The sequence below is a fragment of the Pseudomonas sp. 3A(2025) genome (assembly GCF_054589175.1).
In genome coordinates, this window is record NZ_BAAILM010000002.1 from 68,715 (window position 1) to 91,260 (window position 22,546).

Consider the following 22,546-nt stretch of genomic DNA (forward strand, 5'->3'; position numbering starts at 1 on the left):
TTCCTTCGCTTAAGGGCACCAGTAGATATCCAGGGACAGGTTAAGAAAGGCACGCACCGGCATTTCGGCCAGATCGGTGCCATCCAGCGCGACGCGCAGGGTGTGAAGCTTGGATTTACCGGACACCGACAGAATCGGAGCACGGGCCGACGCCAGCAGGCGGCGGGTCAGGGTCAGGCGCTGGTGCGGCACGCTTGGCGCCAGCATCGGCAGGCAGCGACGCTCGCCGTCTTCGCTCAGTGCCTGAGCAAGGTTCGGGCTGTTGGGAAACAGCGAGGCGGTATGGCCGTCGTCACCCATGCCCAGTACCAGCACATCGATCGGCGGCAATTCGGCCAGCAGACGGTCAGCCTGCTCGGCGGCAACCTCAAGGCTTGGGGCTACGCTGTACAGCCCGATGAAGGTCGCCTTGGCGGCCGGGCCTTGCAGCAGGTGACGACTGACCAGGGCAGCATTGCTGTCAGGGTGCTCGACCGGCACCCAGCGCTCGTCAGCCAGGCTGATCACCACGTGCGACCAGTCCAGCGGCTGCACGGCCAGATGCTCGAAGAACGCCACCGGGCTACGCCCGCCGGAAACCACCAGGGTTGCCGTGCCGTTCTGGGCAATCGCGGCGCGCAAGCGCTCGGCAACATTAAGCGCCAGGGCCTCGGCCAGCTGTTGCGGACCGTCGAAGTCGTGGGCGGTCAAGCCCGCCGGTAATTGCAATTCACATGTCGCCATACCAGGATCTCCCGTCGCGAGTAATAAGGGCAATGGAGCTCATCGGCCCCCAGGAACCGGCGGCGTAAGGTTTGGGCGCGTCGCCCGCTTTCTTCCAGCCGGCGATCAGTTGATCGCACCATTGCCAGGCGTATTCGATTTCATCCTTGCGCACGAACAGGTTCTGATTGCCGCGCATCACTTCCAGCAGCAGCCGCTCATAGGCATCGGGCACCCGGGCGCTGCGGTAGGTGTCGGAGAAATTAAGGTTCAACGGGCCGCTGCGCAGTTGCATGCCCTTGTCCAGCCCCTGGTCCTTGGTCATCACCTGCAAGGAAATGCCCTCGTCGGGTTGCAGGCGAATGATCAGGCGGTTGCTGATTTGCAGGCGTTGCTCGGGGGCGAAGATGTAGTGCGGCGGCTCTTTGAAGTGGATCACGATCTGCGACAGCTTCTGCGGCATGCGCTTGCCGGTGCGCAGATAAAACGGCGTACCCGACCAGCGCCAGTTGCGGATGTCGGCACGCAGTGCAACGAAGGTTTCGGTGTCGCTCTCGGTATTGGAGTTTTCTTCCTCCAGATAACCGGGCACCGCCTTGCCTTCGCTATAACCGGCGGCGTACTGACCACGCACCACCTGAGTGGCCAGGCGCTCAGGGGTAAACGGCGCCAGGGCCTTGAGCACCTTGACCTTCTCGTCGCGAATGCTGTCGGCCGACAAGTCGCTGGGCGGGTCCATGGCGATCAGGCACAGCAGCTGCAACAGGTGATTCTGGATCATGTCGCGCAACTGGCCGGCCTGGTCGAAATACCCCCAGCGCCCCTCGATACCGACCTTCTCGGCCACGGTGATCTCGACGTGGGAGATGTGGTTCTGGTTCCACTGGGTCTCGAACAGGCTGTTGGCAAAGCGCAGGGCAATCAGGTTTTGTACCGTATCTTTGCCCAGGTAGTGGTCGATGCGGTAAACGCGGTTTTCCGGGAAGAACTGCGCAACGGCATCGTTGACACGCTTGGACGACGCCAGATCGTGACCAATGGGCTTTTCCAGCACCGCGCGCGTGCGACCGCTCAGGCCGACAGCGGCGAGGTTCTCGCAAATCGCGCCATACACCGCTGCCGGGGTGGCGAAATAGGCGATCAGGGTGTCGACATCAGCCACTTGCTCCGCCAGCGCGTGATAGCCCTCGACCTTGAGAAAGTCCAGGTGCAGGTAGCTCAGGCGAGCCAGAAAACGCGTCACGTGCTCGTCTTCAAGCTCGGCTTCGGGAATGAAGCGGCGCATGGACTGGTGGATGTAGGCCAGGTGCGATGCCTCGTCACCGGGCTCGCGCGCCAGCGCAATGAGACGGGTGTCTTCATGCAACAGGCCGGCACGGTCGAGCTGATAAAGAGCCGGGAACAGTTTGCGCACCGCCAGGTCGCCCAGGGCGCCGAACAAGGCGAAGGTGCACGGTTCAACCGTAATCAGGGGCATAATGTTGGTTCTTTTATCAAGTTAGACTACAAATACCTTTTTTAAAGGCGTTTCTCAAGGCCATATGTAGTAATAACCACAACATTTTGTCGAAAACCTCATACCAGTGGTGATTCACACGGCCTCTGAGTACGATAGGCCACCTTTGCTACAGGCTAAAGGGGCCAATTGCAGCCCCGGACAAAACGCGGGTTAACGAGCCCCCGAAAAGGATGAGGAATGGACCGCACACGTAATTTGCTGGAGCAGATCCAGAACCGACTTGCGGAGCTGAACAAGGCCGAGCGCAAGGTGGCTGAAGTCATCCTGCTCAACCCGCAACTGGCCACGCGGCTAAGCATCGCAGCCCTGGCCCAGGCGGCCAAAGTCAGCGAACCGACCGTCAACCGCTTCTGCCGCTCGTTCAGCGTCAGCGGCTACCCGGAACTCAAGCTGCAACTGGCACAAAGCCTGGCCAGCGGCGCGGCCTATGTCAGCCGCGCGGTAGAGCCGGACGACAATCCCGAGGCCTACACCCAGAAGATCTTCGGCAGTGCCATCGCCTCGCTCGACAGCGCCTGCCAGCAACTGGACCCGGCGCAGATCAGCCGCGCCGTCGACATGCTGATCCAGGCCCGGCAGATTCACTTCTTCGGACTCGGCGCTTCGGCCCCCGTGGCACTGGATGCCCAGCACAAGTTCTTCCGCTTCAACCTGGCCGTCAGCGCGCACGCCGACATCCTGATGCAGCGCATGCTGGCCTCGGTGGCACATACCGGCGATCTGTTCGTGATCATTTCCTACACCGGGCGCACCCGTGATCTGGTCGAGGTGGCGCGCATCGCCCGTGAAAACGGCGCCTCGGTACTGGGCCTGACCGCTGCCAACTCGCCGCTGGCCCAGGCCAGCAGCGTGAGCCTGCATATCCCGCTGCCCGAAGACACCGACATCTACATGCCGATGACCTCGCGGATCATCCAGCTCACCGTGCTTGACGTGCTGGCCACCGGCATGACCCTGCGCCGCGGCGTGGATTTCCAGCCACACCTGCGCAAGATCAAGGAAAGCCTGAACGACAGCCGTTACCCGCTGGATGATCAGGGCTGATCAAGCCAACTGTGCCTGCAAGCTCAGGCTGGCGTGCTGGCCGGGGTGCAAGCCTTGGCCATCGACCGGGCCGCAAACCGCCTCGACCCTGACAAAACCGGTGGTCTCCTGCCCCGTCACGCCCAGCAACGGGCGGCTGCCGGGGTGCCAGACGGCGGTGCTGGCACTGTCGCCGGTGTCGATGTTCAGCCGGCGTTGCCAGGCCGGGTCTTGCAGTTGCACCGCACCCTCATGTTCGAACAGTCGCTGGCAGCCGCCCAGCACGCGTAACTCGCCACGCTGGCGACACGCCTGGCGCCGCAACTGGTCATAGCCCTGTGCGCCATCCAGGCCTTGCAGGGCGACCTCGGCGACATCGCTGATCTGCCAGTAGGCATGCAGCGCATGGCTGAAATGACACGGCTCGCTGTCTTGATGGCGCGTGCTCAAGCGCAGGTTCATGCCCTCGCCCAGCTCGGCATGCAAATCGACCTGCCAGTCCCAGAGCTGCAATTGCCAGTGCACCTGCACGGACGCGTCACTGGCCTGGCTGTCGATCAGGTTCCAGTTCAGCAAGCGCGCCCAGCCATGCGCCGGCCAGCCGCCCTCCTCCGGGTGGCGCCCGTACCAGGGCCAGCATACCGGCACGCCACCGCGAATCGCGCCCACTTGCGGCCACTGCGCCGCGCACCACAGCCAGGGTCTTTGCCCGCGCGGCTGAAAATGCAGCAGTTGCGCACCCTGACGACTGAACACGGCTTGGCAATGTGGATGATCGATCACCAGCACTTCACGGGCCTGATAACGCTCCCACTCGAAGGTGGCACGTGGACGCCTATCGGTAAAAAACCGCTGCAATGGATGCTCGTGCATCTGCACTTCCCTGGACGGATCAGCCAAAAAAAACGGGCAGCCAGGCCGCCCGCAAAGCACACACGATCCGGTTAGAACTTGGTCTGAATCTTCAGACCGGCAACCAGCGCGTCATCAACCTTGTCGACACCGCCCGGATGTCGAATGTATTGCAGGTTGGGACGCACGGTCAGCCAGTTGGTCACATGGAAACCATAGTAGATCTCGGAGTTGTACTCGGTGTCCTGCACCGGCAAGAACAACGGGTTATCGTAGTCGTTGACGTTGTTGAGCGCGTTGACCAGCCGGGCGCGGTCCTGGGCATCGTCGTTGACGTGGATACGCGAGATGCCAATGCCGATGTCGTCCTTGGGCCGCGAATTGAACGGTCCTTTGTAGACAACACCGATCTGCTGGAAGTTGTCGATGTAGTTGGTGGCCTTGTCGTGCACGGTGGCGGCGGCAAACACCGTCAGGCCGCGTGAGGCATCGCCGTTGTGCGCGGTCACTTGCTGGGTGGCCATGATCCAGCCGCCGTGCTTGCTGCTGTGGGTTTTGTAGGCCCCGCCGCTGACCGGCTGTGGCTGGCCATCGGCGCCTTCGTAGACGTCATTGGCATCCGGACTGCTGTGGTAGTAGCCCAGGCGGTATTCGCCCGGCAGCGAGTTGACCCTGGGAGTCCAGACCACTTCGACCGGCACGATAGTGCCCTGGCTGCCACTGCCGCTGAGCTTGAAGCCGTTGCCGATTTCCAGGTTCGACGGGTTCTGCTCGAACACGCCCACCTGGGCGAAGAATTCAGGCGTGATGTTGTATTTGACTGCAAGACCCCACTGGCTGACCGGCCAGTTGTACCAGGTGTTGACGTAGTTGGCCGGCTGCGCGCCGCAAAAGGTCAGGTTCTGGAAATCGCAGGGTGCCGAAGCGAACTCTTCGCCCGGTCCGAAGCGGCCGACCTTCAAGACCAGGGCATCGTCGAACAGCTTCTGTTTGACCCACATCTGGGTCAGGCGCCAGGTCTGACCGCGGCCCCAGACTTCCTGAGAAGAACTGAGGGTCCCTACACGTGGGTCGCCGATGCGGTCATTGGAAATGTTGCGCCCGCTACGCTCGGTGATCGCCAGCTTGAACTCGGCGCCCTGCCAGCCGAAGGCTTTCTGCAGATCGACCTTCAGGCCGAACGCGAACTGGTCACTCCAGCGCGCTGTGGTGTCGTTGTTATAGCCACCGTCGATATTACTGGCAGCCTCGCTCACGTACTCCAGTGACAGGTCATAGCCTTTGTCGAGCAGTTCAGTGCGCGCGCCGCCCCAGTCGCCGGTCATCCATGGCGAGTCGGCACTGAACGCACCGGCGGCCTGGGCGCTGCCGGCCAGGGCCAGGCTGCCCAGTACCGACAGCTTGCAAGCCCAGTAGAGTCGCGAACGCACTGCTGTGTTGATGCTCTTCATCCCTTCGATCCTCGATTTATTGTTATTGGCTTTTTTAGGTTTACAGCTTTCGACTTACTTGCTCGACAGCGCAAGGTTTCACTTGCGGCTCAATAGGGTCACATTGCCTGCCCGTTCAGCGCCGGCCGGCGCGCTCAGCCGCCCGAGGCGCTCACCGGTCGCGGCATCGAACAGCAACACCCGCGCCGGATCGAACTGCAGGGTCAGGCTCTCGCCAGACAGCGGCGCCTGATCCGGTGCCAGGCGGCAGCAGACTTTGGTCTGGTTAAGGGTGACGAACACCAGGGTGTCGGGGCCGGTAGGCTCGACGACGTTGACCTCGGCACGAATGCTCGGCTGGCCGCTGGATTCGCTGCCGGCCAGGGTGATCTGTTCCGGTCGCACGCCCAGAATCACTTCACGGTCTTCAAGCCCGACGTCGTTGATGCCCAAAGGCAATTCGCAGCGCGCCTGGCCGCTGTCGAGCAGTGCAATCAAACGACCGTCACGGCGTTGCAGGCGCAGCGGAATGAAGTTCATCGGTGGCGAGCCGATGAAGCTGGCGACGAACTGGTTGGCCGGGTCGTTGTAGATTTCACGCGGGGTGCCGAACTGCTGGACGATGCCGTCCTTCATCACCGCCACCTTGTCGCCCAGGGTCATGGCCTCGATCTGGTCGTGAGTGACATACACCGTGGTGGTTTTCAGGCGCTGGTGCATCAGTTTCATTTCAGTGCGCATCTCGACCCGCAGCTTGGCGTCGAGGTTGGACAGCGGCTCGTCGAACAGATAAATCTTCGGCCGCCGCGCCAGCGCCCGACCCATCGCCACACGCTGTTGCTGACCACCGGACAACTGGCCGGGCTTGCGCTCCAGCAGGTGCTCGATTTGCAACAGGCGCGCCACGCGGCTCACTTCGTCGTCGATGGCCGATTTGGGCAGCTTGCGAATCTTCAGGCCGAATTCGATGTTCTCGCGCACGCTCATGGTCGGGTACAGCGCGTAGGACTGAAACACCATGGCAATGTCGCGATCCTTGGGGCTGGTGTCGCTGACGTCCTGGCCGTCGATCAGAATCGCGCCGCCGCTGATGCTTTCAAGGCCCGCGATGCAGTTCATCAACGTCGATTTGCCGCAACCGGACGGGCCGACAAGAATCAGGAATTCGCCATCTTTTATCTTCAGCTCGATGTTTTTCAGCGTGTCCGGCAGGCTCGCGCCGTAGGTCTTGTTTACGTTTCGAAGTTCGAGAGTTGCCATGGTTGATTCCTTGATTCAGCCCTTGACCGCGCCGGCCGTGAGCCCACGCAGGAAGTACTTGCCGGCCAGGATATAGACCAGCAGTGTCGGCAGCCCGGCGATCATCGCCGCTGCCATATCAACGTTGTATTCCTTGACCCCGGTGCTGGTGTTGACCAGGTTGTTCAGCGCCACGGTGATGGGCTGCGACTCACCGCTGGAGAACACCACGCCGAACAGAAAGTCGTTCCAGATCTGGGTGAACTGCCAGATCAGGCAGACCATGATGATCGGCGTCGACATCGGCAAAACGATGCGCCAGAAGATGGTGAAAAACCCCGCGCCATCCAGCCGGGCGGCACTCACCAGCGCCTGCGGCACGGTGACGTAGAAGTTGCGAAAAAACAGCGTGGTGAAGGCCAGCCCGTAAACCACGTGGATGAACACCAGGCCGGTGGTGGTGCTGGCCAGGCCCATCTTGCCCAGCGTGAAGGACGCCGGCAGCAGCACGGTCTGGAACGGCAGAAAGCAGCCGAACAGCAGTAAACCGAAAAACAACTGCGAGCCGCGAAAGCGCCACATCGACAGCACATAACCATTCAGCGCGCCGATGGCGGTCGAGATGATCACTGCCGGAATGGTGATGCGCATCGAGTTCCAGAAGTAGCCGTCGACGATGTCCCAGGCCTTGATCCAGCCGATCACCGTAACCACGCTCGGCCAGCTCAGCAGGTTGCCGCTGCCGATGTCTTCAGGGGTCTTGAGGCTGGTCAGCAGCATCACCACCAGCGGCACCAGATAAATCAGGCAGGCCAGCAGCAGGACGGCATGGATCAGGACCCGGCTGATGCTCAGGCCCGAGTTGAATCCGACAGGATTAGCCATTGCGTTTGGTCCTCAGTTCGGAATACAGGTACGGCACCAGGATCGCCAGAATCGCGCCGAGCATCAGCATGGCGCTGGCCGAACCCATGCCCATCTGGCCGCGGCTGAAGGTGAAGGCGTACATGAACATCGCTGGCAGGTCGGAGGCATAACCGGGACCGCCGGCGGTCATTGCCGCCACCAGGTCGAAGCTCTTGATGGCAATGTGCGCCAGGATCATCACCGCGCTGAAAAACACCGGGCGCAGGCTGGGCAGCACCACGCGCCAGTAGATCAGCGGCAGGCTGGCGCCATCCATTTGCGCGGCGCGGATGATCGACTGGTCGACGCTGCGCAAACCTGCGAGAAACAACGCCATGACAAAGCCCGACGACTGCCACACCGCGGCGATCACCAGGCAGTAAACCACCCGGTCCGGGTCCACCAGCCAGTCCATGCGAAAGCCTTCCCAACCCCAGTCGCGCAGCATCTTGTCCAGGCCCAGGCCCGGATTGAGCAGCCACTTCCAGGCGGTGCCGGTGACGATCATCGACAGCGCCATCGGGTAGAGGTAAATCGTGCGGATCACTCCTTCGCGGCGGATGCGCTGGTCGAGCAGCACCGCCAGGATCACCCCGACCACCAGGCTGATGGCGATGAACAGGCCGCCGAACAGCAGCAGGTTCTTGCTCGCCACCCACCAGCGATCGTTGTCCATCAAGCGGGCGTACTGGCTCAGCCCGGCCCACTGATAAGACGGCAAAAAGGTCGAACGGGTGAACGACAACACCAGCGTCCAGAGGATGTAGCCATAGAACCCTACCAGCACGATGAGCATGCTCGGCGCCAGCACCAGCTTGGGCAGCCAGCGTTGCAGCGCATCGAAGGGCGAGGCTTTGGTCAAAGCTGCGACAGAACTCATTGAAAGCATCCAGTCGGGTCGAATTCGGGCCGCAGGTCGCCGTGAAACCGGTTAAAGGGTTTCATCAGCACGGACTGCGGCTGGGGGTTGCCGCCCTGACGGGCGGCGGGATCAGGGTGCTATTGGGCGGACTTGATCGCCGAAGCCAGACGTTGCGCGGCCTTGGCCGGATCGGCCTGCGGGTCGTTGATGTAGTTGGTCACCACATCGAAGATCGCCCCCTGCACGGCCAGCGAGGTGGCCATATTGTGCGCCATGCTCGGCTGCAACCCGCCATTGCCGGAGTCGGCGAGGAAGTCCTTGGCCGAGGTCTGGGCGCAGGCGTCGAAGTCGTATTTAGCCATGTCGGCGAGCATGTCCTTGCGCACCGGAATCGAGCCTTTGTTGATGCTGAAAACCTTCTGGAACTCTTGACCCAGAGCGACCTTGGCCAGGTCTTGCTGGGCGGCGATGTCGCCCTTGTCCTTGAGTTTGAACACTGCCAGCGAATCAACGTTGTAAGTAAAGGCATTGGCAGTGCCAGGGAAGGCTACGCACTGGTAATCCTTGCCAGCCACTTTATGTGCGGCGGTCCATTCGCTCTTGGCCCAGTCGCCCATGATCTGCATGCCGGCCTTGCCATTGATGACGTCGGCGGCGGCAATGTTCCAGTCACGCCCGGCGCGGTTGGCGTCCATGTAGGTCGCGACTTTCTTGAGTTCGGTGAACGACTTGATCATCTCCGGGCCGGTCAGCACCTTCTCGTCGAGTTCGACGAAGGCCTGATGGTAGCCCTTGGCGCCCATCACCGAGAGCACCACGTTCTCGAACACGGTGCTGTCCTGCCACGGCTGGCCGCCGTGGGCCAAAGCGATAAAGCCTGCGGCCTTGAGTTTGTCGCCTGCCGCATAGAACTCTACGAGGCTGGTCGGTGCCTTGTCGACGCCGGCTTTTTTCAGCACCTCGGGGTTGACCCAAAGCCAGTTGACCCGGTGGATATTCACCGGCACGGCGACATACTTGCCATCGTACTTGACGGTGTCCGAGATTTTCTTGTCGAGCAGATCGTCCCACTTTTCCTGCTTGGCGACGTCGGTCAGGGCTTCCTCGTTGAGCAGTCCTGTAGAGGCCCACTCCTGAATGTCCGGGCCTTTGATCTGTGCGACACCTGGCGGGTTACCGGCCACGGCACGGCTCTTGAGCACGGTCATCGCCGTCGCCCCGCCGCCACCGGCCACAGCGCCGTCCTTCCAGGTGAAACCGTCTTTTTCGACTTGCGCCTTGAGTACATCGACCGCCGCCTTTTCGCCACCGGACGTCCACCAGTGCACGACTTCGACCGAACCCTTGGGTTCGTCGGCAACAGCAGTGAGGGGCAAGAACGAGGCGAGGGAAATAACCACAGCGAGGGGGGACAGAGAATTCATTGATTCGACCTTCTTGTTGTTACTTCTTGTTGTTATTGGGGTGGCAGGTCTTGTGCCTGCGCTTGAAAGCAGTTTAGCCAAGCCGAATGAGCGCTTGGTAACGAAGCGACGCGCAATGGTCACAGGCTGGTGACATTCAGTGGCAATACAATGGCCCGGGGATTATTCCCCGGTGCGTGGCAAGTGCAAGGTCACCCGCAACCCGCCGTCGCGCAGGTTCTGCATCGTCACCTCACCGCCATGGCTGTGGGCGATATTGCGGGCGATGCCCAGGCCCAGGCCATAGCCTTGTTTCTCGCTGCCGGCCAGACGCACGTTGGGCTCGAAGACCTGCTCCATGCGCTGCTGCGGCACGCCCGGCCCTTCGTCGTCGACATGCAGAACGAACGCCAGAGGGCTGTCCTCGATGCGCAGGTGTGCGCGGTGGCCGTATTTGAGGGCGTTGTCGATCAGGTTGCCGATGCAGCGGCGCAGCGCCAGCGCCTTGCCGGGATACGGTGCCTCGGCGACACCGTACTGGGTCACCCGCCCGTCACCACCGGGCAGTACATAAGGTTCGACCAGACAATCAAGCAGGTGATTGAGGTCCACCGGCTCGATGTTTTCGTGAATATCGGTGTCTTTCACGCATTGCAGCGCGCCTTTGACCAGCAGCTCCAGCTCGTCCAGGTCACGCTCGAAACGCATCTGCAGGTCTGGGTCTTCAAGCAGTTCGACGCGCAGGCGCAAACGGGTAATGGGGGTGCGCAGGTCGTGGGAAATCGCACTGAACAGCTGACCGCGCTCGGTCAGGTAACGGCTGATGCGCACGCGCATGCTGTTGAAGGCACGGCTGACTTCCTGCACTTCGCTGCTGCCGCTCTCGACCAGCGGCTCGCTGTCACCGTCCAGCGACAGATTGCGCGCCGCCCGTGCCAGACGCTTGAGTGGCCGGCTTTGCCAGTGCACCAGCAGACCGATGAACAACAACAGAAACGCGCTGGTCAGGGCAATCGACCAGACCTGCTGCACAGGCAGTTGCGGTTCTTCAAGGGTGGTGTAGGGCTCGGGCAGCAACGAGGCGATGTACAGCCACTCGCCCGGCGCCAGCTCGATCTGGGTGACCATCACCGGCGGGTCCACCGGCTCAAGGGTCAGTGCGTAGTGCGCCCACGAGCGCGGCAGCTCATCGAGCTTCAAGCCGCTGTTGAAGATGCGCAGGTCATCGGGGCGCACAAACCACACGGCAATTTGCGGCTCGTCGCCGAGGTATTTACGCAGTACTTCGCCGACCGCCTCCAGCACCGCCTGCTTGCGCGGCGTGGGTTCGAGCAGTTGCATGTGTAAAGGATGGTCGTTGAGCGATACCACGAAACGGGTGCCGCCCATGCTGCGCAACTGGTCCAGTACCAGCGGCCGGTAAGAGACCGGTAGCGAGCGAAAGTAACTGACGCTGGCCGACATCGAGTAGGCCAGGCTGCGGGCACTGTTGACCAGCCCCTCCATTTGCGTGGCGCGCAATTGCGAAACCCAGATAATGCTCGACAGGGCCTGCCCGAGCAAAATCGCCAGCAGGGTCAACAGCAGCATTCGGCCCAGCAACGAACGTGGCAACGGCAGGCGCCGCTTGCCCACGCGCTTAATAGGCTGGCTCCAGACGGGTGCTGACATTGGCCGCCAGCAAATAGCCGCTGCCGCGCACGGTACGGATCAGCCGCGGTGACTTGCCCGTGTCGCGCAAGCGCTGGCGCAAGCGGCTGACGGCCATGTCGACGATACGCTCCAGCGGCATCAGCTCACGGCCACGGGTGGCATTGCCAATGGTGTCGCGATCAAGGATCTGTTGCGGGTGATCGAGAAACAGCTTGAGCAGGGCAAAGTCGGCGCCTGACAGAATCACTTCTTCGCCGTCGAGGTGAAACAGCCGGTGGCTGACCATGTCCAGCCGCCACTCGTCGAACTGCCACACCTCGCCACCGGTCGAGCGCTCCTGGCCGAAGTGCGCACGACGCAGCAGGGCCTTGATTCTGGCCAGCAGCTCGCGGGGGCTGAAGGGCTTGCCCAGGTAATCGTCGGCGCCCAGTTCCAGGCCGATGACCCGGTCGGTTTCGTCGGAGCTGGCGGTGAGCATGATGATCGGCACATGCGGCTGTCGGGGGTGCTGACGCACCCAGCGGCACAGGCTGAAGCCGTCTTCGTCGGGCAGCATCACATCGAGAATCAGCAGGTCGACAGGCGTTTCGTTGAACGCCTGGCGAAACTGCGCGCCGTTGCAGGTGGCACGCACCTGAAAGCCTGCACGGCTCAGATAGGCCTCAAGCAACTCGCGGATGTCCTGATCGTCATCGACCAGCAGAATAGTCTTGTTGGCAGCACTCAAGCGGGGCGTCCTTGTGCAGTGTTTTTATTGTTATGGCCCGGCCGGACAGCGTTACAACCGCTCGCCAAACGCCTGTTGCAACGCCACGCCCGCGCCATTGAGGCCCGGGTATTCGGCGGTTACCAGCCAGACCGGCAGACCTTCGAAATAATCGCTCATCACGCCCTTTTCCATAAGGGCGCGCTTGAAACCACTGTTCATGAAGAAATCAGTAAAGCGCGGAATAACGCCACCGGCAATGTACACCCCGCCCAGCGCACCAAGGGTCAGGACGTTATTGCCGGCCACCCGGCCCAGAAACACACAGAATTGCTCCAGCACTGCCGCTGCCACCGGGTCGCCGGCCTCGGCAGCCGAGGTGATCGCAGCGGGCGACTTGAGGCTTGCTTCGATGCCGTCGAGTTCGCAACTGACGCGGTACAACAACAGCAAGCCGGCGCCGCTGAGCACGGTCTCGGCGCTGACGTGCTCGTGCTCGGCCATCAGCCGGGTCCACAACAACGCTTCGCGGGCCGTACCGATCGGCAGATTGACGTGCCCGCCCTCGCCCGGCAGCGCGGTCCAGTGGTTTTCGCCACTGCTGATCAGGGTGCCGACGCCCAGGCCGGTACCGGGGCCGATCACCGCGCGCGGCCGCTCGGGCTTGCCGATGCCGTGGCAGACGGTCAGGTACTCGTCATCCTGCAGGCGGGTCATGCCCAGCGCCATGGCGGTGAAGTCGTTGATCAACAACAGGTGATCGACCTTGAGGTCGGTGCAGAAGCGCGAGCGACTGAAGCTCCAGTGGCTGTTGGTGAACTGGAACTCGTCCCCGTCGACGGGCCCCGCCACGGCCAGACAGACAAAGCCGACATCACCGCGTTGCAGGTCGAGGTCTTGCAGGTAAACCTCGACGGCCTGTTCAGGCCCCGTGTAATCGACGGTCGGGAATACCCGGATCGAATGCAGCTGGTTGTCTTCCCAAATCGCGAAGCGCGCGTTGGTGCCGCCAATATCACCGACCAAAGCCAATTTCACTTGAGCCCCTCCAGACTTGCCGTAAAGGCGCTGGCTCCCTGCTCGGCAGAGCTGAAAGCCTGGCGCATGAAACCGAACAGTTCACGACCGCAGCCCACGCTGCTGTCGATTTGCACGGTTGCCAATTCCCTGGCGGCCAATTCTGCCGGTTCCAGCAGCACTTGTAACGTGCCTTTGACGCCATCCACGCGGATTACATCGCCATCGCGCACGCGTGCCAAAGGGCCACCATCGAAGGCTTCAGGGCACACATGAATGGCCGCCGGTACCTTGCCCGAAGCCCCGGACATGCGCCCGTCGGTGACCAGCGCGACCTTGAAACCACGGTCCTGCAACACGCCCAGGAACGGGGTCATCTTGTGCAGTTCGGGCATGCCATTGCAGCGTGGGCCCTGAAAACGCATCACTGCGACAAAGTCGCACTCCAGCTCGCCAGCCTTGAAGGCATCGGCCAGCGCCTGCTGGTCTTCGAACACCCGTGCCGGGGCTTCGACCACTTGATGCTCAGGCGCCACGGCCGAGACTTTCATCACGCCACGGCCAATATTGCCTTCCATGACCCGCAGACCGCCTTCGGCCGAGAACGGCCGGGCGACCGGGCGCAAAATGTTTTCGTCGAGGCTTTGCAGCGGGCCTTCGCGCCACACCAGTTGGCCGCCCTCAAGGAACGGCTCGCGGGTGTACAGGCTCAGGCCATGGCCGGCCACGGTGTTGACGTTTTCATGCAACAGACCGGCGCCCAGCAGCTCGCGGATCAGGAACGACATGCCGCCGGCGGCCTGGAAGTGGTTGATGTCGGCCTTGCCGTTCGGGTACACGTGGCTCAGGGTCGGCACCACGTCCGACAGCTCGGCCATGTCTTGCCAGGTCAGCAGAATGCCGGCAGCGCGAGCGATGGCCGGCATGTGCAGGGTGTGGTTGGTCGAGCCGCCGGTGGCGTGCAGGGCCACGATCGAGTTGATGATCGAGCGCTCGTCGACGATTTCGCCCAGTGGCATGTAGTTACCGCTCTGGCGGGTCATGCGTGTGACCTGCTGGGCAGCCTCGACGGTCAGCGCATCGCGCAGCGGAGTGTACGGGTTGACGAACGAAGCGCCTGGCAAATGCAGGCCCATGACCTCCATCACCAGTTGGTTGGTGTTGGCGGTGCCGTAGAAGGTGCAGGTGCCTGGGCCATGGTAGGACTTCATTTCCGAGTCCAGCAGCTCCTCGCGGCTGGCCTTGCCCTCGGCGTAGCGCTGGCGCACGTCGGCCTTTTCCTTGTTCGACAGCCCCGAGACCATCGGCCCGCCGGGCACGAACACGGTCGGCAAATGACCGAAGCGCAGTGCGCCCATCATCAGGCCCGGCACGATCTTGTCGCAGATGCCCAGCATCAGGGCAGCGTCGAACATGTTGTGCGACAGCGCCACCGCCGTCGACATGGCGATCACTTCGCGGCTGGCGATGGCCAGCTCCATGCCCGGCTCGCCTTGGGTCACGCCATCGCACATGGCCGGCACGCCGCCAGCAAACTGACCCACCGAGCCGATTTCACGCAGGGCCTGCTTGATGCGCTCGGGAAAATGCTCGTAGGGCTGGTGCGCCGAGAGCATGTCGTTATATGACGAAACAATTGCGACGTTGGCGGCGTTCATCAGGCGCAGGGTCTGTTTGTCTTCGGCTCCGCAACCGGCGACGCCATGGGCAAAGTTGGCGCATTGCAGCTGGGCGCGCATCGGGCCGTCGCTGGCGGCATCACGAATCAGTTGCAGGTAGCGCTGGCGGGTCGGGCGGCTGCGCTCGATCAGCCGTTCGGTGACCTCAAGAATGCGGGGATGCATGTGCTGAACTCCAGGCTAGGGTCTATGGTCACCCGTAAAGGCACTGAACAGTCAGGGTCATCAACCTGTATTGAAAATAGGTGACCTTGATCAAAACGTCAGGACTTTCAGGATTGTATTTGTAGGTTTAAGAAAATATTGCCACTAAAAAGGCTTGTTTTCTATTTTTATGAGAATAATCTTGTAATTCCAACAACAAATTTTTCCGAGGACGGCTGTATGACTCTTCGCATCGCAATCAACGGTTTCGGTCGCATCGGCCGCAATGTCCTGCGCGCACTCTATACCCAAGGGTATAGACAAGACTTGCAGGTCGTCGCCATCAACGACCTGGGCGACAGTGAAATGAACGCGCACCTGCTGCGTTTCGACACCGTCCACGGGCCTTTTGACGGCAGCGTCGAATGCGATAGCGAGAGCCTGACCGTCAACGGTGACCGCATTGCCGTCAGCGCGATCCGCAACCCCGCCGAACTGCCCTGGAAAGCCCAGCAGGTCGATGTGGTGTTCGAGTGCACCGGGCTGTTCACCAGCCGCGAAAAAGCCGCTGCCCATCTGGTGGCCGGTGCCGGCAAGGTGATTATTTCTGCGCCAGCCAGCGGTGCCGACGCCACTGTGGTGTATGGCGTCAACCACGACATCCTGCGCGCCTCGCACCAGATCATTTCCAACGCCTCGTGCACCACCAACTGTCTGGCGCCGGTGGCCCAGGTGCTGCACCGCGAGCTGGGCATCGAAAGCGGTCTGATGACCACTGTGCATGCCTACACCAACGACCAGAACCTGATCGACGTCTACCACACCGACCCTTACCGCGCCCGTTCGGCTACCCAGTCGATGATCCCGAGCAAGACCGGCGCCGCCGAAGCGGTGGGCCTGGTACTGCCGGAACTGGCCGGCAAACTCACCGGCATGGCCGTGCGGGTTCCGGTGATCAACGTATCGCTGGTTGACCTGACCGTGCAGCTCAAGCGCGAAGCCACGGCCGAAGAAGTCAACGCCCTGATGAAGCAGGCCAGCCAGCACTCCAAAGTGCTGGGCTACAACACCCTGCCGCTGGTGTCCCACGACTTCAACCACAACCCGCTGTCGTCGATCTTCGACGCCAACCACACCAAAGTCAGCGGCAAGCTGCTCAAGGTGCTGGCCTGGTACGACAACGAATGGGCCTTCTCCAACCGCATGCTCGACAACTGCCTGGCCTTACACCGCGCGGCTTGACGCCGCTCGGAAGCTGCAAGTGATCAGCTTCAAGCTGCAAGAGAAAGCGGCGTGTGCCACAAAATGTACGCTTCACCGCTATCTGCTTTTTCTTGAAGCTTGCAGCTCAAAACTTGCAGCTATCCACTACGACTTGAAAAAGTCGCAGTTGATAAGCATTATCATCGGCTTGATTCCCGGTCGAGCCTTCCTGTGTCCCAGTCCCGTTTCAATGATGTCTTCCAGGCCCAGCGCGATGTGCTGTTGCGGACGTTGCAGCGCATGGTCGGCAACCACAGCACGGCTGAGGATCTGTTGCAGGAAACCTGGCTGCGGGTCACCCGCGCCCTGACCGAGCGCCCGATCGACCATCTGGAACCCTTCGTTTACCAGACCGCCCGTAACCTGGCGCTGGACCACCTGCGCGCGCGGCGGGTACAAGGACGCATGCTGGTCGAGGATGTGCCAGCGCAAGAACTCGAAAGCATAGCCGCTCAAGCAGGCTCGCCCGAGGACGCGGCCCATGCCAAGCACTTGCTTGAAAGCCTGGGCGCCAGCCTGGGGCGCTTGAGTGCACGCCAGCAGCGTATTTTCATCCTCAGCCGCCTGCACGGTTGCAGCTATCAGGAAATCGCCGAAGCGCTGGATGTGTCGCCCAGCACCGTACAAAAAGAACTCAAGCTGATCATGGCGATCTGTATCGGGGTTATCGCCAGGCTTGACCAGGCCTGAGCGGTTATCAACACTGCCCCCATTACAAGACCTGCCGAGGAACCCCGTGGCCGTATCACCCCAAAGCGCGATGGATCAGGCCCTGAACTGGCTGATCGAACTGGACGCCGCCGATGCCGAACAGCAGGCGCGCTTTCAGGCCTGGCTGCGCGCAGACCCGGCACATGCCGAGGCATTCGCCCAGGCCGAGGCGATCTGGAATGGCCAGTCGGTGCATCAGGCGGCCATCGTGCTGGAGCGCAAACCTGACCGCTGGCGCCGTCTTCGCGCCTGGAGCCGGCCCATGGCGGCGGCAGCGGTATTGCTGCTGGGTGTCGGTTACTTCGGCAACCTGCCACTGCGCCTGCAGGCCGATCACCTGACCGTGGTCGGTGAGCGCCAGCGCCTGCAACTGGCCGACGGCTCGCAGGTGCTGCTTAATACTCGTTCGGCGTTTTCCAGCCAGATCGATGACCAGCATCACCAGGCACGACTGCATCAGGGCGAAGCTTTTTTCGAGGTCGCCTCAAGGCAAGGCGCGCCCCTGGAAATCGAAGCCGGCCCGCTGCGCATGAGCACACGCGGCACGGCCATGGCCGTACGCTATCTGGACGGCGAAGCACGGGTGCTGGTGCAACGCGGCGCCGTAGACGTGCAAGCCGCCAGGGACGGTGCGCGGCTGAGCCTGGGTGCAGGTGACAGCGTGCGCCTGGGCCCTGCCGGGCTGGGTGCACGCGAGCGCATCGACCCGGCCACGGATCTTGCCTGGGTGCAAGGCCGGCTGGTGTTCGACAACTGCCCGATGGGCCAGGTGCTGGACGAACTGCGCCGCTACTACCCAGGCGTTATCGTCAACACCAACGCTGCGCTGGCGCAGGTGCACGTCACCGGCAATTACCGTCTGGACAACCCGCTGGACGTGGTGCGCTCCCTGGCGCAAGCGACCTCCGCAACCGTGCATGAACTGCCACGCATGGTCATTCTGGATTAGGAGCAGCTGCACGTTTTGAGCTGCAAGCGGCAAGTGTGTTGAGCCCGCCAGAGATGCCTGCACCAACGCCTCTGGCTTGCCGCTTGTAGCTAATAACTTGTAGCTTACCGCTGCTTTCAATTTATTTTTACGCGCTCTCGATAGGCCGTTCGTCTAGTCATATCAAATGCAACTGATTCGTATTATCGAGTCATGCAGACTCTTAAAAAAGACGCACGACAGGGAGCCCTTCTCGATGCCATCCACGATCACCCCTACCCCACAACCGCGCTCGCGTTTTGCACTGTCTGTGTTAAGTGTCGCGCTGCTGACGGCCGGTCTGCCGGCGGTGCCGGCGTTTGCCGTCGAGGCTTCCACGGTGCCTGCGCGCAGTGCCGGGCAGTACCGTTTCGAGATTGCCCAGCAACCGCTGGTGTCGGCGCTTAACGAGTTCAGCCGGGTCACCGGCTGGCAGGTCGGTGCGTCGTCGGACCTGACGCGTAATGTCACCGCCCCGGCCGTACGGGGTTCGCTGGCGCCCGAGCAGGCGCTGGAGCAGTTGCTGGCCGGCAGCACCCTGGGTTACCGCACTGTCAGCACCCAGAACGTGGTGTTGCAGCGCCGCGCTAACAGTAGCGTGCTGTCGCTGGAACAGACCACCGTCAGCGCCACGCGCCAGGCTCAGGATGTCAGCACCGTAACCAGCACGGTCAGCGTACACACCCGCGAGCAACTGGACCGCCAGAACGTCAACAACATCCGCGACCTGGTGCGTTACGAGCCGGGTGTGTCGGTAGGCGGCGCCGGCCAGCGTGCCGGCACCAACGGCTACAACATTCGCGGCATCGACGGCGACCGGATCCTGACCCAGGTCGACGGCGTTGAAGTGCCCGACCGTTTCTTCAGCGGCCCCTATGCGCAGACCCAGCGCAATTACGTCGACCCGGAAATCGTCAAACGCGTCGAGATTCTGCGCGGTCCGGCCTCGGCCCTGTACGGCAGCAGCGCCATCGGCGGCGTGGTCAGCTACTACACGCTGGACGCCGACGACATCATCAAGCCCGGCAATGACGTCGGCGCCCGCCTGAAAACCGGCTACAGCTCGGCCGACGACAGCTGGCTGAACTCGGCCACCGTGGCCGGGCGCTATGCCGACTTCGACGCCCTGCTGCACCTGAGCCAGCGCAACGGCCATGAAACCGAGTCCTACGGCAGCACCGGCGGCACCGGCCTTGCCCGCACCGAAGCCAACCCGCAGGATGTGCGCACCACCAACGTGCTGGCCAAGCTGGGCTGGAACTACGCCGACGACGCACGCCTGGGCTTGACCTACGAGAAATACAAGGACGACCGCGACACCAACCTCAAGAGCGCCGTGGGCGGGCCGTTCACCAATGGCGCCGGCCTGGGCATGTACCAGTCGCGCAGCGGCAACGACACCATCACCCGCGAGCGCTTCGGCATCGAGCACAGCCTGGCGCTGGACAGCCTGCTGGTCGATAACCTCAAGTGGAGCCTGAACTACCAGACCGCCAAGACCGACCAGAGCACCGCGGAGCGCTACTTCCCGTTCTCGCGTGACGTTTACCGCTTCCGCAACACGACCTACCAGGAAAAGCAGTGGGTCTTCGATGCCCAGCTCGACAAGGCGTTCAGCCTGGCCGACACCGATCACCTGCTGACCTACGGCACCACCCTCAAACGCCAGAAAGTCACCGGCCTGCGCAGCGGTTATGGCGTATGCGCCCGGGTGCTGGGCGCCTGCCGTGCGGTGGGTGACGACAGCGCCAGTGATCGTCTGGTGCCGACCAGTGACTTCCCGGACCCGACCATCACCAGCTATGCGCTGTTCGCCCAGGACCAGATCAGCTGGAACGACTGGACCTTCACGCCGGGCGTGCGCTATGACCACACGCGCATGGAGCCCAAACTGACCTCGGAGTTTCTCAACTCGCTCAGCGCCGCCGACCGCGCGCAGGCTCAAGAGAAAGACCGCACCTGGCACCGTGTCTCGCCCAAGCTTGGCGTGACCTATGCCATCGACGACCAATACACCTGGTACGGCCAGTACGCCGAAGGTTTCCGCACCCCATCGGCCAAGGCCCTGTACGGACGCTTCGAAAACCTCAACGCCGGTTATATCGTCGCGCCCAACCCCAATCTTGACCCGGAAAAGAGCAAGGGCATCGAGACCGGCCTGCGCGGGCGTTTCGACTCCGGCTCGTTCGATGTGGCAGTGTTCTACAACAAGTACCGCGATTTCATCAATGAAGACGCACTCACCCCCGGCTACAGCGAGACCACGTTCCAGTCCAGCAACATCAAGCACGCCACCATCAAGGGCGTAGAGCTCAAGGGGCGCCTCGACCTGGACAGCCTCGGCGCAGCGCAAGGCCTGTACACGCAAGCGGCGGTCACTTACCTGCATGGTCGCAACAACGATACGGGCGAACCGATCAACAGCATCAACCCGCTGACCGGCGTGTTCGGCCTGGGCTATGACCAGAACAACTACGGTGGCCTGCTGAGCTGGACGCTGGTCAAGCGCAAAAACCGTGTGGACGACAGCAACTTCCACACCCCCGATGGCGTGTCCAGCCAGTTCAAGACCCCAGGCTTCGGCGTGCTGGACCTGACTGGCTACTACAAGGTCACTCAGGATGTAACCGTCAGCGGCGGCCTCTACAACCTGACCGACAAGCAGTACTGGCTGTGGGATGACGTGCGCGGCTACGACGGCGTCGGCGAGGCCGGCGTGACCGCCCCTGCCAATCTGGAACGTCTGACCCAGCCAGGGCGCAACTTCAGCGTCAACCTGGTCTGGGACATCTGACCGTACCGCGCAAACCAACATGCCGCCGCTCTGGCGGCATGTTTGTATACAGCCTTTTTTACGCAAAACCCCTCGCCCGTTCGTCTATTCAACAAGCCCTTAACTATCGGCAAGGAAGACCTCATGACCACTGAAAGCCAACGCCCTGCCCTGCGCTCGCAGCGCCTGAACAGCATTACCCACACCCCGCACGAAAAGCTCGACCACGCGGTCAAGGCTCATGCGCCGTTCGCCACCAAGGCCAGCTTCACCCGCTTCGTGGTCGCGCAGTACCTGTTTCAGAACGAGCTGCTGGCCCTGTACCGCGACCCACAGCTGATCGCGCTGGTCCCGGACCTGGCGCAACGCTGCCGCGCCGAACAGGCCGCTGCCGACCTCAACGACCTGAACACCGCAATGCCCGCGCCGGTTGCTGGCGCCGTGCAAGAGCCAAGCGTGGCACATGCACTGGGCTGGCTGTTCGTCTCCGAAGGCTCCAAGCTCGGCGCCGCGTTTCTGATCAAACGCGCCGAAGCGCTGGGCCTGTCCGAAACATTCGGCGCCCGTCATCTGGGCGAACCTGAAGGCGGGCGCGCCGCCGGCTGGAAAGCCTTTATCCGCACCCTGGAGGAGCTGGATCTGACGGCCGAACAGGAAGCCGAACTGGATCAAGGCGCACTGGCGGCCTTCGAACGTTTCGGTGTGTTGCTGGAGCAGGCTTACGCAGGCGCCGCTCAGGTTGAAACGGTTCAGGCATGACAATGGCCACGAGCCTGTTAAGCTGGCCGGGCTTTCGAATCGCTCAAGCATGACCATGACCTACAAACCGCCCGGCTCACGACTCTCACGCCTGCTCTATGGCCTGCTCGCTTACACGAGCCTGGGTATAGGCATCGCCGCCATTTTCATTCCCGGCCTGCCGACCACCGAGTTCATCCTGCTCGCGGCCTGGGCGGCCACGCGCAGCTCGCCGCGCCTCAATGCCTGGCTGGAAAACCACCGGGTGTTCGGGCCGATGCTGCACAACTGGCGCAACGGCAGGCGCGTTGCACGGCGGGCAAAAATCAGCGCGACGGTGAGCATGCTGGTGTGTGCCATCGTCATGCTCAGCCTGTTTCACCATATCTGGTGGCTGTACCTGGCGCTGGCCGGCATGGCCATGGGTAATCTGTGGCTATGGTCACGGCCCGAACCTGAATCGCGAACCGTCTTGACCGACGACAAAAGCTGAACCGCTGCAAGGCTGCTAAGGTCTATCCGGGTACATTTTCTCCTGTTGGAGTTTTGCCATGTTCGAGCCCGGCCATCTGCATATCACCCGCAGCGCACTGCAAAAAACCGATCACAGCTTCGATATTCATATCCGCTACCAGCGCATCGAAGACCCCGCCCAGGGCACCAGCATGAGCTTTGCCATGGATGGTGAAATCAACGGCAAACCGTTCAGCGAAACCTTTCAGTTACCCCGCGACCTGGCGTTCAACTTCGCCCACGACGCCAGCCGTATCGCCATTCGCCACGGCCTGCCCAACACCGCAGGGTTGCCCATTGCCCAGCACAAGGACTACGACCGGATGTTCGAGGACATTCGCGCGCAACTGGACATCAAGTCGGGCGAACCGGTGAAGCCCGAACACCTGGAATGATGACGCCGGGCCTGGCGCCATAAGGCATACTGGCGCCCTCTTTCCAGACCA

General features: G+C 62.1%; 19 protein-coding genes and 1 pseudogene. 8 read left to right on the forward strand and 12 right to left on the reverse strand.

Annotation, left to right across the window (positions count from 1 at the left end):
* Positions 1-9 precede the first annotated feature (9 nt).
* The gene (gene pgl / locus ACYP2A_RS00550) at positions 10-723 is read right to left on the reverse strand and encodes a 6-phosphogluconolactonase (protein ID WP_459741778.1); all 714 of its coding nucleotides are present in this window, start codon (positions 721-723) and stop codon (positions 10-12) included.
* Positions 710-2,179 (reverse strand): glucose-6-phosphate dehydrogenase, encoded by a 1,470-nt coding sequence (gene zwf, locus ACYP2A_RS00555; RefSeq protein WP_459741779.1) that lies wholly within the window; start codon positions 2,177-2,179, stop codon positions 710-712. The genes pgl and zwf overlap by 14 nt, the downstream gene beginning before the upstream one ends.
* A gap of 219 nt (positions 2,180-2,398) precedes the next feature.
* Between zwf and ACYP2A_RS00560 the strand changes: the two genes are divergently transcribed.
* Positions 2,399-3,265 carry a MurR/RpiR family transcriptional regulator gene (locus ACYP2A_RS00560; protein WP_459741781.1) on the forward strand — a complete coding sequence of 289 codons (867 nt, stop codon included), beginning with the start codon at positions 2,399-2,401 and terminating at the stop codon, positions 3,263-3,265.
* Here ACYP2A_RS00560 and ACYP2A_RS00565 read toward each other — a convergent pair whose 3' ends face one another.
* The 10 genes from ACYP2A_RS00565 to edd form a co-directional block, all read right to left on the reverse strand.
* Complete coding sequence (locus ACYP2A_RS00565; RefSeq protein ID WP_459741782.1) at positions 3,266-4,117, reverse strand: D-hexose-6-phosphate mutarotase; 852 nt, start codon at positions 4,115-4,117, stop codon at positions 3,266-3,268.
* A gap of 71 nt (positions 4,118-4,188) precedes the next feature.
* Positions 4,189-5,547, reverse strand: a complete 1,359-nt coding sequence (locus ACYP2A_RS00570) for a carbohydrate porin (protein ID WP_459741783.1) — start codon at positions 5,545-5,547, stop codon at positions 4,189-4,191.
* Between the two features lie 78 nt (positions 5,548-5,625).
* Positions 5,626-6,786 (reverse strand): ABC transporter ATP-binding protein, encoded by a 1,161-nt coding sequence (locus tag ACYP2A_RS00575; protein ID WP_459741784.1) that lies wholly within the window; start codon positions 6,784-6,786, stop codon positions 5,626-5,628.
* Positions 6,787-6,801: 15 nt separating this feature from the next.
* Positions 6,802-7,650, reverse strand: coding sequence for a carbohydrate ABC transporter permease (locus ACYP2A_RS00580; protein ID WP_459741785.1), 849 nt, complete (start codon positions 7,648-7,650; stop codon positions 6,802-6,804).
* The gene (locus tag ACYP2A_RS00585; protein WP_459741787.1) at positions 7,643-8,551 is read right to left on the reverse strand and encodes a carbohydrate ABC transporter permease; all 909 of its coding nucleotides are present in this window, start codon (positions 8,549-8,551) and stop codon (positions 7,643-7,645) included. The genes ACYP2A_RS00580 and ACYP2A_RS00585 overlap by 8 nt, the downstream gene beginning before the upstream one ends.
* A gap of 119 nt (positions 8,552-8,670) precedes the next feature.
* On the reverse strand, positions 8,671-9,957 hold the full coding sequence (locus ACYP2A_RS00590; protein WP_459741788.1) for an ABC transporter substrate-binding protein: 1,287 nt from the start codon (positions 9,955-9,957) through the stop codon (positions 8,671-8,673).
* Between the two features lie 162 nt (positions 9,958-10,119).
* Entirely contained in the window at positions 10,120-11,607 is a 1,488-nt protein-coding gene (locus ACYP2A_RS00595; protein ID WP_459741789.1) for an ATP-binding protein, read from the reverse strand.
* Positions 11,576-12,316, reverse strand: a complete 741-nt coding sequence (locus ACYP2A_RS00600) for a response regulator (RefSeq protein ID WP_459741791.1) — start codon at positions 12,314-12,316, stop codon at positions 11,576-11,578. Before ACYP2A_RS00600 ends, ACYP2A_RS00595 begins: the two co-directional genes overlap by 32 nt.
* 51 nt (positions 12,317-12,367) lie before the next feature.
* Positions 12,368-13,333: a glucokinase gene (locus ACYP2A_RS00605; RefSeq protein WP_459741793.1), complete on the reverse strand. Its 966-nt coding sequence runs from the start codon at positions 13,331-13,333 to the stop codon at positions 12,368-12,370.
* Entirely contained in the window at positions 13,330-15,156 is a 1,827-nt protein-coding gene (gene edd / locus ACYP2A_RS00610; protein WP_459741794.1) for a phosphogluconate dehydratase, read from the reverse strand. Before edd ends, ACYP2A_RS00605 begins: the two co-directional genes overlap by 4 nt.
* A gap of 219 nt (positions 15,157-15,375) precedes the next feature.
* Here edd and gap point away from each other — a divergent pair, with 219 nt between their 5' ends.
* The 7 genes and pseudogenes from gap (at position 15,376) to ACYP2A_RS00645 (ending at position 22,495) form a co-directional block, all read left to right on the forward strand.
* Complete coding sequence (gene gap / locus ACYP2A_RS00615) at positions 15,376-16,377, forward strand: type I glyceraldehyde-3-phosphate dehydrogenase (protein ID WP_459741796.1); 1,002 nt, start codon at positions 15,376-15,378, stop codon at positions 16,375-16,377.
* Between the two features lie 192 nt (positions 16,378-16,569).
* The gene (locus ACYP2A_RS00620) at positions 16,570-17,088 is read left to right on the forward strand and encodes an RNA polymerase sigma factor (RefSeq protein WP_459741798.1); all 519 of its coding nucleotides are present in this window, start codon (positions 16,570-16,572) and stop codon (positions 17,086-17,088) included.
* A 70-nt stretch (positions 17,089-17,158) separates the two neighbouring features.
* Positions 17,159-18,058 carry a FecR family protein gene (locus tag ACYP2A_RS00625; protein WP_459741904.1) on the forward strand — a complete coding sequence of 300 codons (900 nt, stop codon included), beginning with the start codon at positions 17,159-17,161 and terminating at the stop codon, positions 18,056-18,058.
* Between the two features lie 235 nt (positions 18,059-18,293).
* Positions 18,294-20,870, forward strand: a complete 2,577-nt coding sequence (locus ACYP2A_RS00630; RefSeq protein ID WP_459741799.1) for a TonB-dependent receptor — start codon at positions 18,294-18,296, stop codon at positions 20,868-20,870.
* A gap of 123 nt (positions 20,871-20,993) precedes the next feature.
* Entirely contained in the window at positions 20,994-21,608 is a 615-nt protein-coding gene (locus ACYP2A_RS00635; RefSeq protein WP_459741801.1) for a biliverdin-producing heme oxygenase, read from the forward strand.
* Positions 21,605-22,080, forward strand: a pseudogene (locus ACYP2A_RS00640) (YbaN family protein). Before ACYP2A_RS00635 ends, ACYP2A_RS00640 begins: the two are co-directional and overlap by 4 nt.
* Before the next feature lie 58 nt (positions 22,081-22,138).
* A complete protein-coding gene (locus tag ACYP2A_RS00645; RefSeq protein WP_459741803.1) occupies positions 22,139-22,495 on the forward strand; it encodes a DUF5064 family protein in 357 nt (118 codons plus the stop codon).
* Positions 22,496-22,546 lie beyond the last annotated feature (51 nt).